This is a genomic window from Kurthia zopfii (assembly GCF_003143955.1).
In the GTDB taxonomy this organism is placed as follows: Bacteria; Bacillota; Bacilli; order Bacillales_A; family Planococcaceae; genus Kurthia; species Kurthia zopfii.
Map to the genome: position 1 here is coordinate 22526 of NZ_QFVS01000034.1, position 11995 is coordinate 34520.

The window sequence follows — 11995 nt, forward strand, 5'->3', positions numbered from 1 at the left end:
ATAAACACTATAATGATAGATTTTTAACAAAAACAATTTCCCATTGCGTTTATTCATCTTGAGCGCTTTCATGTCGAAGCTGTTCACTAATTTTCGGCGAAAAGCTGGCAAGTTTATTACTAGCTGTTAAAGGGTCTAACCCTTTTTTCATGTGTAGCAACACTTGCTGCTCGTATGCATGAAATTTCGTAGTATGGATTGCTAAATCAAATGGCGATTCTGGTAAATCATATTTTTCACGCAAGTGTTGCCACTTTTCTTCGGAATGCGACACTCTAATAGATTCTCCAACTTCACTAACCCGACGCTCAACCGTTTTATACGGTGCCGCAGATAAATCGGCGATCAAAAGTATTGCCTGTTCTTCATTCCATTTTGATTTAAATCGTTTCCACAAAGACTTCACAAGCGGTTTTGGTAACATTACGCATGCGGCAAAACGATCAGCGGCACGTTCATGATCAAAATCTTCTTTCTGCATTTTACTTGCTTCTGAATGATGCCAAAGTTCATGTGAAGCAGTAAAATAGCGTGTTCTTAAAGAATGCTGTGTATTTAACACTACAAACTTATCTCCTGATTGATGGGTTACAGCTGCACCAAAAAACGAAACATCTTCAATATTTTTATAGACTAATTCTACTTTCTCACTCAAGATTTGTTCAATTTGAGAGCCTAAGAATAAATCACAACCGTATACATCATCTAAAAAAAATGCGGCAAATGCTTCTGCAGTTTTTTCAGCTTGTTCACGTATATTCATTTATTTCACCTGCTTCATGGTCACATAATCTTCAATCGCAAAAAGGACAGATTCAAAAGCGCGCTTTGACTGACGAGTTGTTGTTTGGCCTCTAAAAACGATTTCAAGTGGTTCGTTTGTTTCCTCTACTTTAAGTAAATCCTCCATTTCCGTATTCAATGCTTTTGAAATTGAAACTAAACGCTCGGGCTTCATGACACGCTCTCCCGATAGCATATGACCAATCAATGATTTACTAATTCCTGTTTCTTTGCTCAAATCTTGATAAGATTTTCCTTGTTCTTGTAATAAATTTTTAATGCGTATTAATACATATTCATTCGAATTCATATTATCCCTCCGTCGTCTACAATTATTATACAATCTTTTGTAGACGACTACAATTTTATTTAACTATTCGAAGGCAAGGACTCCTACAGAAAAACAAGCGACGGAAAGCTTTCGTTATTTCTAAAACTTTTACTTATTCAAACACAAAAAAACATCTAAAGTAATTTTCTACTTTAGATGCTTCTTTTTAGTGCTATTTCAATAAATCATTAAATTGCTTTTTAAAGATGGGACCGAATGATTTTGCGTATGAATTCGTAATATGATCATAATCTCGATAGACTACGATATTCCCGATAATCGGTGCAAATTGCTGATCCATTTTAAAGAAATCGGTTAAATCAAGTAGATTCAATTGACCTGGATTAGCTTCTAACTTCTTCCAAGCTGCATCATCTAATTGATTATCTTCTTTATTCATTTTTTCAATTGTCGCTTCCTTGCCATTTTGTTCAATCGATTCTAAAACATTGAACGTATAGCGTGGATTGTCGCGAAGACCTAAAACTTTAATGCCTGCATTATTCACAAGCCACATTTGTTCAACTAAAGCATCTTGAATATTTACTTTCGCAGTGTTTGACGCGGTAATATGATTCACAACTAAATCAATATCATTGGATTTTAAATAATCCATCGTTTTTTCAACCCATTGATCCTTCATACTACCTTCTTCATATCCTGTTGAAAAACGAGTTCCCGAACGTGTAATATTCAAGACACGATAATCCGTTCCTTTAACTGCCTCAAGAATTGCCCCTAACCATTGCTCTGAGTGAGAACTCCCTACTAAAGCAATTGTTTTCGAATAGCCTTCTTCCTTACCGTAAACGCCAACTTTTACATCAACTTCTTTTAACGTTTGGTTACTGCCATCGATATGTGATTGTGGTAAGTCATTGAAGACATTCGCAAAACTTGGGATTGGATCGACATCTGGCACTTTCACTTCGCCTAAAGATGCGATTGCTCCTGGATATTGATCGACAGTCGCATTTTTCGCAAGCTGCTTCTCATTTGAAAAGTTTACGAAAATTAAGCCGCAAATTAGTAAAACATTCACTGTACCGATGATGCCAATCTTACTGAATGAAGTACTTGTGAATTTCGCTTCACGTATTGGTTTCTCCACATATTTCGTCATTAAATGCGCTAAAATAAACGACACAATGATAATCGCGCTTCCGACTAAGAAATTTGGATTTTCAGTTGAGACATTATATTTATAAAATGATAATAAAATCCAATGCCATAAATATACGCCGAATGATAAACCACCTAATTTAACAAGAATTGGTGAAGCTAGAACTCTTTTGACACCGAATTTCACATTGCGTGTACCTGATAAAATAATGAATACCGCACAAGTCATCGGCCATAAAGCAATATAGCCAGGGAACATTTCTGAAACATTGAATAAAATCCCAGTAGTTAATAATCCGATTAATCCAAGCCATCCAATGATTGTCGCCGTTAGTTTTGAGACATGGATGTAAGAAAGATTAATACATAATAGACCACCTAGTGCAAACTCCCATACACGCGTAAATGTAATGAAGTAAGCGAACGGTTGGTTTACTGAAGTTAAATAAACTGAGTAAACTAAAGACACAATAAATACTGAACCTAAAATCAAGTTAATTAATTTTCTCGTATTTGTAATTTCAAATTTTTTAATTAGAAATAAAATTATTGTGAATAACACAAACCAAATTAAGTAAAACTGCCCTTGAATGGACATTGCCCAGAAATGCTCTACGGGTGTTTTCATTTGTTGTGCGTCAAGATAATCCGTATTTGAAAAGGCTAATTGCCAGTTTTCAAAATAGAACATGGAAGCTATTAATTCTTTGGTTGTTTTTACTAGAATGGATTCTGGTAATAAGTAGTAACTTAAAATCGCTACAATTGATACCGTAAAAAATACTGCGGGGAGTAATCTTTTCATTAATTTTAATATATACGGACCGAACTTAAACTCACCTGTTCGGTTAATTGAAGAAATAATTGAAGTTGTAATTAAAAAACCTGAAACTACAAAAAATACGTCTACGCCACCAGAAACCCGATTAAACCAGATGTGATAAACTGCTACTAACAAAGCTGCAACCACTCTTAGACCTTCAATTTCTGGCCTAAACTTCCTATTAATCTGAATTAGCTGTTCATTCATGAAGTTGATCGCCTCTTTACTTTATTCATTAAAAAAGTATTTTCTTCTAAATTATATTAATTTAAAAAGAAAATACTTATTTTTTTATCTAACGCCTAATGCCATTTTAGCATAGCGTGACATATTATCTTTAGACCACGGTGGACTCCAAACAATATTTACATCTACATCTTGGACTTCTGGAAGTTCAAATAATGCCGTACGAATTTGATCGACAATTACTGGTCCCATTGGGCATCCCATTGAAGTAAGAGTCATTGTAATCATCGCCACACCAGAATCATTCAAATCAACATCATAAATAAGACCTAAATTTACAATATCAACGCCTAATTCAGGGTCGATAACATTTTCAAGAGCGCCTAACATACTGTCTTTCATATCTTGATCGATTGCCATGAAAAGTTACCCCTTTCTATATAGTGTTAATGACATCATAACAAAATATTTGCATTATCACAAACTACGAGCCATCCATTCTACGTTCGCTAACATACCTTTTCGATTGACTTGATGACCTGAACTTTTCGACGTCATATGTTGCCAATTTTCAGGATCATTTTCGTATAAATGTTTTGCTGATTCAAAAAATTCATGTGCTGGTGCATATGGAACCGTTTTGTCCTTTTTGCCATGCCAGAAAAAGACTGGTCGCCCTGCTAGTTTTTCAGGTTTACGACTAATTTCAAAATACGCTAAAGTGTCATATAGCTTTTGAATTTCTTCATCAGTCATCGGTAATTTCATACCTAAATCCTCAACTTGTTGAAGTTGTCCTTTTGCTAAATCGACATAATTCGGCGTTCCCATCATGACTGCCGCTGCATCAACCCAAGGATATACAGTTAAACAACCTAATGTTGTTATACCCCCCATTGATGTTCCGCTAACCCCGATTTTACCATTTTTTACAAGCCCTCTTTCATGTAACTGCTCTTTCAAAAAGTTTACCTCTTCGATATTTGTTAAAACAATTTCCCAAAAGCGCAAACTTAATTGGACTTGATCGAGATTTTCATCTCTTTCGCCATGTAAAATTGCATCTGGCATAATGACACGTAATCCATTTTGTACATAATTATAAGCATAATGAAGATTATGTTCTTTCGCACTTTCAAAACCGTGCAGGAAAATGACTGTAGGTGTGTTTTCGTCCATTTTTTCATCGTAAATATGTAATAACGGGATATTCCCCCATTTTTCTTGACTAATATTCATCCTGTTCATTCCTCCTTCAATACTTTTCATCGTAACAGAAATTTTTTTTCGATTCCAATGGTAGCTTTTCTCAAAAAATTCATCATATTTTGACGAACAACTGTTAATAAGGGTAAAATTAGCAGTAGAGAGGAGTTTTTCATTTATGGTTCAACCTCATTTAATCGTTTTGGATTTGGATGGTACATTACTTACAGATCAAAAAACGATTTCTCCGAAGACGAAAGAAACAATCGCTCTAGCACGCCAGCAAGGTCATCAAGTGATGATTGCAACAGGACGACCGTTTCGTGCGAGTAAACATGTCTATAATGAACTTGGATTAACCACACCTATTGTCAATTTTAATGGTGCGTATGTTCATAATCCTTCTAATAAATTATTCCTTCCCCAACATAACCCGATTGAATTGGATACAGTTAAAGATATTGTCGAATCTTTACAACCATATAAATTAGAAAATATTATCGCTGAAGTAATGGACGATATGTATTTAGAAAAACATGATCATAATTTACTTTCAGTTTTAGGTATGGGCAATCCAAAAATTACAACGGGTAAAATTCGTGAACAACTGAAAGACTCACCGACGAGTATGTTGTTACACACTTCAGAAGATGAAGTGGCGATCATCCGAGGTTATTTAGAAGAAACAAAGGCTGAAGTGATTGATCATAGAAGATGGGGTGACCCATACCATGTCATTGAGCTTGTGCGTACCGGTATTCATAAAGCGATTGGGCTAGATGTTGTCGCTAAATCGATGCAAATTCCTCGAGAGAGAATAATCGCTTTCGGAGATGAAGATAATGATTTAGAGATGATTGAATTCGCTGGCACAGGAGTAGCCATGAAAAATTCCATTCCAGAGCTAAAAAACATTGCAAATGCGGTCACATTATCCAATAATGAAGATGGCATAGCAGAATTTTTAATAGATCGATTAAAATTATAATTTAGGAGGTGCTCACATGAGAATCTATACAGATACAGCGTGTGATTTACCAAAATCTTTTTTTGGAGAAAATAATGTTCATTTATTTCCGCTTCGAGTGGAACTTGACGGACAAGAGTTTGACGATTTAATCGGTATTAATACAGACCAAATCTACTCGGAAATCCGTGGTGGAAAAAGCCCCAAAACATCTCAAGTGTCACCTGAACTTTTCATCGAGGCATTTGAAGAACTAGGGAAATCAGGTGAAGAAGGTTTATACATCGCTTTCTCATCTCAACTTTCAGGAACTTACAGCACGGCGATGATGATTCGTGAACAAGTGAAGGAAACATATCCAGAGTTAAAATTAACAATTATCGACTCGAAATGTGCTTCATTAGGTTTCGGTTTAGTCATTAAAGAAGCTGTACGTCTACGCGATGCTTCTTATTCATTTGATGAAGTTGTGAAACGTGTTCAATTCAATGCAGATCATATGGAACATTTATTCACGGTTGAGGATTTAGATTTCTTAGCAAAAGGTGGACGTGTTTCTAAAACGAGCGCATTTATCGGTGGATTATTAAGTATTAAGCCACTTTTACACGTTGAAGATGGAAAATTAATTCCGATTGAAAAAATGCGTGGTCGTAAAAAAGTTTTCAAACGTATTTTAGAATTGATGGAAGAACGCGGAGAATCACTTTCTAACCAAGTCATCGGCATTAGTCATGGTGATGATTCAGAAGCCGCAAAAGATATGAAAGAAATGATTGTTGAACGATTCCACCCACTAGGTGTAGAAGTTCATGTCATTGGCTCAACAATCGCAAGTCATGCTGGCCCTGGCACAATCGCTGTCTTCTTCTTAAATAAACTTTACGAAAATGAATAATATTGTATTGATGAGTTATGCAATTGCATAGCTCATCTTTTTGTTTATTCAAAAAAGGTGAATGAAATGAATTAGCTCATTTCACTCACCTTACGAATTATTTCTTTTGTACAAGTTGTTGTCGTTTTTTCTTCCCTCTTCTTAAAACAGCAACAATGAAGGCAATAAATAATACATAAACTAAGCCAAGTGCTGCTAAGTATGCAATATTAACGCCTTTTTTATCCTTCACTTGATAGACTTCTACAATTTCACGATCGACAACGAGGCGATATTTCGACTCATCATTTTCACGAACGATGTCTTTTTCAAACATACCGAATATTTCTTTATTTTTTCCAACTATACTCTCTGGTAAGTCGATGCTTTTCGTCTTCATCGTATTGTTCATCACAACGAACCAACGCTCATTTTTGTTAAAACGTTCGAAAACAATGAAACCATCTTTATTCTCAATTAATTTAAAATCCCCATTGCGCAATGCTTCTGAACCATTTCGTAATGATTGTAATTGGCCAATATATTTGATGATGTCATCCTTCGTTCTAAAATCCATAGCTTGTAGACTTTCCGGTGACTGCTTACCATTCATCGTAATCTCTGTTCCATACGTCATAATCGGTGTACCAGGTAATGTGAAAACTGCCCCTAAAGCTACTTTCACTCTTGTTGGCGGGAACATATTCTCCCCAGCAGCATAGTATGTGAACCTCGCACTATTCAAAGTATCCAACATGATTGAACGCGGTGTAGATTGCATTTTAGGTGAAATTGAAGCTGTTATTTGCTCTGACTTCACATCATTCTTTTTCAAACCTTGTTGTAATGCATCCATCATGGTCCGATCTTGAATTAAATCGAAACTCGCCTTGGAAGGTTCATCTGAAATTACTTTGATTGTTGGGATTGCTTTTTTTAAATCAAAAATCATATCATTAATAAAAGCAATATTCGCATCTTGAATATTCGTTAAACGAATCCCATCTAATTTATATTCCGTCGCATATTGAATCGCCGCATCAATTAGCGCTTCTTGAACTTCAGGATTATTTGTTTTCCAATTGATCGTCCCTTGCTCCTTGGCATCTGATACCCAAGCATTTCTAGATTGTGCATCAATCAATGCGTTTTTATTACTTACGCCATTAATCGGAAAATCCGCCATAACACTAATATCCTGCTTATGTAATTCTTCATACATTTTATCGTATTCTTTTTTTGTACCAAATCTTTGCTGGATTTTATTATATTGCAGTACTTTCTTACCTCTGAAATCCTCTGCTTCCATCAGCGGGCCTAGTGAAAGGAACGTGAAGTCCATCTCTTTGAAATACTGAACTTTTGTTGAAATCCCTTCAAAATCTCCCCCAGCAAAATCATTCGGATCTTTACTGTTGGCATCTCCATTATTTTGTGGATTTTTATCAAAAAATCGATCAACTAACACATCGTAAATACTGTCATTTTGCATCGTTTCCTTCTCATCTGCCTTAGCATTACTTGTAGTCGCAAGTGTAAATGCACAGACAAATGCAGAAGCCGTCATTGCCATTTTTTTAAAATACGTCATTTTTTATCCTCCTGTACAGAGCTATCACATGTAATTTTACCAAAAGTTTACTATTCTATCCATATTTTAGTGTAAAAAACAATGAAACCCATTTTTATTACACGCCACTATTATGACACATATTGGCAAAAAAAGAGACAGTGATCCACCGCCTCTCTTGTTCATAACTAATTAAATTTTGCGAAAGAAACACAACCACCTTGATCACAAGATTCAAATCCAAACTTTTCATAAAAATGACGCACATCAGCTGCCTCTTCTGTAAGCAAAACTTTTTGACGTATATGATCATATTTCATCAAAATCTTCTCCATTAATTGTGTCGCAATTCCTTGATTTTGATAGTCATTCAATACGAGAATATCTTGAATATACATTATGGATACGCCATCACTTATGATGCGAATCAACCCTACTAATAGATCTTCATGCCATGCTGTCAATACATCAAAAGATTGTTCAACTGCCTTTTCGAGTGCAGCTAAATCTTGTGTGTAAGCGGTCCATCCAACGTCAGCATACAATCTTTCTAATTGATTACTTGCAATACTTTTTTCACTTTGAAATTTAATTTCCATGATTATTCCTCCTCAAATTTTATGCATTTGAAGAGATTGTCCACAATTTCACCACTGTCTTATACCTCCTTTGCTAATTTTTGGAATGTTCAATAAATTTATTATGTAGGAAATGAAAGATTTCTTAAAATGAAAACATTGAAACTAACTACTGAATCTGCATTACTATTAAATGGGCGTCAACTTTTCAATGGAACAACAACTTATCACTTCAGCACTTCTACCATTCTTGAAAATGATGAACGGGTTCTTGTTGAAATGACTGTAGATGCATACACAAATGAACAATGGGATATTAACAAATCTCATTGTTACCAATTAGGAGACATCATTGATAGTGAAGTTGATGAATGGTTAAAACTCATCTAAGATAATCATGAAAAAGAAGAATATTGAAAGACATTCTTCTTTTTGTTTTCGGCAAAAATGAAAAAAGAGAGAAATTAATCTCTCTTTTCAAATTATTCTCTCACAAGAGGTAAGAACTCATTAATTATGTCCATTAACTCAAATATTGCCCCATCACTCATATGTGGTGGTTGAAGCATTACCCAGTAATATGCGTCGTTTTTAGGAACATATTTGAATAAGTAGTAATCATTTTTATTCTTGTCATTTTTGTATAAGAATTTAACGACTACTGAATCAGGTTTAACATAAATTCTGTGAACTTTGTGTCCTCCACTAATTTTTACAGGATAAGAGTAACTTCTCTCATCTCCGCCACTTGTGAATAGGTATTTTGCACCTTTTGGAAGTTTAGAAGATTGTGGTTTAGGTTTTACTTGAGTTTTAATAGGAGTTTTGCTAAGTTTTTTAGAAGGTTTTAATGCTTGAGAAGGGTTTGCTGCGCGGTTTGTGTAAGCGGCATATTCAGCACGTGTTACGTATTTTTTAGAATCAAATTTACCTTTGTTGTAAGGGATTACACCTTTAGCATACAATGTTGACACGTAATCTTTGTGTTTGCTAGATTTTGCAACATCTTTGAAGATATAGCCTTTTTGGTATTTCATTTTGAATGTTTTAACCATTGCTTTTGACATTTCAGCACGTGTTACTTTATCTTGCAATCCGAATTCTCCATTTGGTTTTACATCAAATACTCCAGCTCGGTAAGCTTTTTGTACTCGTTTGTAACTTGGGCTTGATGTTGGAACATCTTTGAATTTACGCCCTTTACGAATTGGTTTAAGATCTGAAGCTTTATTTGCCATACCTACCATTTGCTTACGTGTAACTCCTTTAGAAGGGCGGAATGTTCCATCTGAATAACCTGAAATAATTCCTGCCTTTTTCATTGAAGTAATGTGTTTGTACATTGTATGGGATTTTGGTACATCCTTAAATGTAGTTTTCTTAGTAGTTGCAGCGTCAGCTGAAGTTGCTGTAGCTGATAATGCGATTGTTAAAGCTAATGTTGAAACGATTAATTTTTTCATCATGTATATCTCTCCTTGGTTGATTTATTTTATCTGTATTATTTTACAACATTTTTAACTTGAGTGTTATCTAATAAAATTACACCATGCAAATAGTACCTTGTCAACAAAAAATGAAAATTTTTTTGATTTTTTTTGCCATTTTCCTTGACAAGTCAGGAGAAGTGTTGCTACTACAACACTATTCTACAAAATTAACTTTAAATATTTTTTAAATTTATTTGCAAAAGTCAAGGTTTTCTTCAGTTCACCTCCGTTTCCCAGTAAAAGAACTGAGTTGAAAGAATGCATATCTAATATAAATGTTCTAGAACTACCCACAAGAAAACACAGTTGACTTTTGTCATGGCTTGTTTCTTTCGTAGTCAACTTAAGTACTATATATCAAAAGTAGATATGAGAAACTATAAAAAAAGAAAGATCTCATTGAGATCTTTCTTTAAGCTTTCACAGTTAACTTTTTAGTGTAAGACAACTTTTTATGCTTTTCAATCAATTCTTCTAATTTTTCAGGATACTTATTAAAGTCTGCAATCTCAGAATATACTTTAATCATAGCATTAACATCATGTATTGCTCTGTGAGCTGCAATATTATTAATACCTAAAAACTCGCACATGGCTCCCATTTTATGTGAAGGCAACTCTGGGAACATTCTTTTTGAATGTGTAGCAGTATCAAAGATTTCTTTGTCTGCAAAGTTAACTCCCAGGAGTTCCAGACAACGAATGTCAAATGGGGCATTGTGAGCAACAATGACATCTGATTTAGAAACAGTATTTTGTATAAGATTCAAATGTTCTTTAATATGAGGTTTTCCTTCAAGCATACTTCCTTTAATTCCAGTAATTTCAGTAATTTCATATGGAACAATCCCATCAATTGAATAAAGTTGGTCAAGTGTTTCAATTTCCTTACTGAATCCAAGTTCTGGGACATATTGCATACCTATTTCTATAATATCTACAGGTTCATTCTTTTTAGGGAACCCTGTAGTTTCAATGTCAAAAAATAATACGTTAAGTCCTTTGTGTAATAAGTTTTCCATATAAACATCTCCTTAATACATAACTATATCAGAGATTGTTCAAGTATGAATTATTAAAAGATTGCTTAAATATTCACAAAGTGATAAATGAGCCATGCAATAATTATATCTAATAGCATGCTCTTTATTGAAAGTGGATTCTTGAAAATCTCAGTATATAAAAAACTGATACTATTACGATGCAAATCGGAATAATATGATCTGTTTTATCAATTAGTTCCCCTGCTAATAATAATAGTAACATTCCTACAAAAAAATAAAATACTTCTTTAAAATTCATTAATGATTTGACCTCTTTCCTTGCAACATAACTTACTTAATTTCTTCCCAATCAACGAATTAATACTTTTCTTTTTATAGATTTGCCATTACTTTACCTCTGTAGAGTAAGCGCTTGCCCTTCTCATAGTTATTACCACTCTGTGATAATGGTTCGTCATCATCTCCTAGGTGCGGGCATCACACGATAGGACTAAATTAATACGTCTACATAGTGATTCGTAATGAATTGCTACTTGCTAGACGCAAGTTGGATAAGCAACGCAACACTGTCTACATGACGTAGATTGAGGAGTATTTGCAACAAATCTAAAAATAATACGCTGGATTAATGGTCTAACTGGTATACATTCAGGTTTTGTTCTCCAGCAATTAGGGAATTTATTTAATGTACTAGCCATAATTTAAAGGAGGATTTTGATGAAACAAAAACCGAATGAAAAATTAAAGTTGCTAGAGTAGTTTCGAGTGACAGATTAAGTTCAGACACTCACTATAAATCAAAGGTTAATATTAGCAATGATCACATTCAATTAAATGAAGAGAGCGTGGTCCCACATTATTAGCCGCACTATCAATTGGACTTCACAATGATAAATCCTTAGCGATTGGACAATAGGTACAAAAACAATAATTATTTTAACATCTGTTCGGTAGAATTCCCCCATCTTCTATAAGTGGGGGATGAATACCGTTCAGTTTGAGGGTTACCGTTGGTAACTCGAAAACTGATATAAAGGTCTTATCGCCTTTTTCTTTTAG

At 34.4% G+C, this 11995-nt stretch carries 12 protein-coding genes; 3 read left to right on the forward strand and 9 right to left on the reverse strand.

Going from position 1 to position 11995, the window contains the following annotated elements; all coding sequences use genetic code 11:
• Positions 1-49: 49 nt before the first annotated feature.
• The 5 genes from DF281_RS11470 to DF281_RS11490 form a co-directional block, all read right to left on the reverse strand.
• Entirely contained in the window at positions 50-763 is a 714-nt protein-coding gene (locus DF281_RS11470; protein WP_109350400.1) for an ImmA/IrrE family metallo-endopeptidase, read from the reverse strand.
• On the reverse strand, positions 764-1093 hold the full coding sequence (locus DF281_RS11475) for a helix-turn-helix domain-containing protein (RefSeq protein ID WP_109350401.1): 330 nt from the start codon (positions 1091-1093) through the stop codon (positions 764-766). It abuts the gene before it with no gap.
• Between the two features lie 193 nt (positions 1094-1286).
• The gene (locus tag DF281_RS11480; RefSeq protein ID WP_109350402.1) at positions 1287-3266 is read right to left on the reverse strand and encodes an acyltransferase family protein; all 1980 of its coding nucleotides are present in this window, start codon (positions 3264-3266) and stop codon (positions 1287-1289) included.
• 84 nt (positions 3267-3350) lie between these two features.
• On the reverse strand, positions 3351-3665 hold the full coding sequence (locus tag DF281_RS11485; protein ID WP_109350403.1) for a metal-sulfur cluster assembly factor: 315 nt from the start codon (positions 3663-3665) through the stop codon (positions 3351-3353).
• Between the two features lie 57 nt (positions 3666-3722).
• The gene (locus DF281_RS11490) at positions 3723-4484 is read right to left on the reverse strand and encodes a prolyl oligopeptidase family serine peptidase (RefSeq protein ID WP_109350404.1); all 762 of its coding nucleotides are present in this window, start codon (positions 4482-4484) and stop codon (positions 3723-3725) included.
• A 145-nt stretch (positions 4485-4629) separates the two neighbouring features.
• Between DF281_RS11490 and DF281_RS11495 the strand changes: the two genes are divergently transcribed.
• Together DF281_RS11495 and DF281_RS11500 are read left to right on the forward strand one after the other, a co-directional pair.
• Positions 4630-5439, forward strand: coding sequence for a Cof-type HAD-IIB family hydrolase (locus DF281_RS11495; protein WP_109350405.1), 810 nt, complete (start codon positions 4630-4632; stop codon positions 5437-5439).
• A gap of 16 nt (positions 5440-5455) precedes the next feature.
• A complete protein-coding gene (locus DF281_RS11500) occupies positions 5456-6316 on the forward strand; it encodes a DegV family protein (protein WP_109350406.1) in 861 nt (286 codons plus the stop codon).
• Positions 6317-6413: 97 nt separating this feature from the next.
• On the opposite strand, the gene DF281_RS11505 is transcribed toward DF281_RS11500, so the two are convergent.
• Positions 6414-7886: an alpha-amylase family glycosyl hydrolase gene (locus DF281_RS11505; protein ID WP_109350407.1), complete on the reverse strand. Its 1473-nt coding sequence runs from the start codon at positions 7884-7886 to the stop codon at positions 6414-6416.
• Between the two features lie 167 nt (positions 7887-8053).
• Complete coding sequence (locus DF281_RS11510; protein ID WP_109350408.1) at positions 8054-8464, reverse strand: GNAT family N-acetyltransferase; 411 nt, start codon at positions 8462-8464, stop codon at positions 8054-8056.
• A 129-nt stretch (positions 8465-8593) separates the two neighbouring features.
• Between DF281_RS11510 and DF281_RS11515 the strand changes: the two genes are divergently transcribed.
• On the forward strand, positions 8594-8833 hold the full coding sequence (locus DF281_RS11515) for a hypothetical protein (RefSeq protein ID WP_109350409.1): 240 nt from the start codon (positions 8594-8596) through the stop codon (positions 8831-8833).
• 92 nt (positions 8834-8925) lie between these two features.
• Here the strand turns inward: DF281_RS11515 and DF281_RS11520 are convergent, their stop codons facing one another.
• The gene (locus DF281_RS11520; protein ID WP_109350410.1) at positions 8926-9909 is read right to left on the reverse strand and encodes an S-layer homology domain-containing protein; all 984 of its coding nucleotides are present in this window, start codon (positions 9907-9909) and stop codon (positions 8926-8928) included.
• Positions 9910-10345: 436 nt separating this feature from the next.
• Positions 10346-10954, reverse strand: a complete 609-nt coding sequence (locus tag DF281_RS11525; RefSeq protein WP_109350411.1) for a 3'-5' exonuclease — start codon at positions 10952-10954, stop codon at positions 10346-10348.
• Between the last annotated feature and the right edge of the window lie 1041 nt (positions 10955-11995).

Coding starts and splice junctions, on each gene's coding strand:
- DF281_RS11470 (WP_109350400.1), bottom strand. CDS start 763: ATGAATATACGTGAACAAGCTGAAAAAACTGCAGAAGCATTTGCCGCA.
- DF281_RS11475 (WP_109350401.1), bottom strand. CDS start 1,093: ATGAATTCGAATGAATATGTATTAATACGCATTAAAAATTTATTACAA.
- DF281_RS11480 (WP_109350402.1), bottom strand. CDS start 3,266: ATGAATGAACAGCTAATTCAGATTAATAGGAAGTTTAGGCCAGAAATT.
- DF281_RS11485 (WP_109350403.1), bottom strand. CDS start 3,665: ATGGCAATCGATCAAGATATGAAAGACAGTATGTTAGGCGCTCTTGAA.
- DF281_RS11490 (WP_109350404.1), bottom strand. CDS start 4,484: ATGAATATTAGTCAAGAAAAATGGGGGAATATCCCGTTATTACATATT.
- DF281_RS11495 (WP_109350405.1), top strand. CDS start 4,630: ATGGTTCAACCTCATTTAATCGTTTTGGATTTGGATGGTACATTACTT.
- DF281_RS11500 (WP_109350406.1), top strand. CDS start 5,456: ATGAGAATCTATACAGATACAGCGTGTGATTTACCAAAATCTTTTTTT.
- DF281_RS11505 (WP_109350407.1), bottom strand. CDS start 7,886: ATGACGTATTTTAAAAAAATGGCAATGACGGCTTCTGCATTTGTCTGT.
- DF281_RS11510 (WP_109350408.1), bottom strand. CDS start 8,464: ATGGAAATTAAATTTCAAAGTGAAAAAAGTATTGCAAGTAATCAATTA.
- DF281_RS11515 (WP_109350409.1), top strand. CDS start 8,594: ATGAAAACATTGAAACTAACTACTGAATCTGCATTACTATTAAATGGG.
- DF281_RS11520 (WP_109350410.1), bottom strand. CDS start 9,909: ATGATGAAAAAATTAATCGTTTCAACATTAGCTTTAACAATCGCATTA.
- DF281_RS11525 (WP_109350411.1), bottom strand. CDS start 10,954: ATGGAAAACTTATTACACAAAGGACTTAACGTATTATTTTTTGACATT.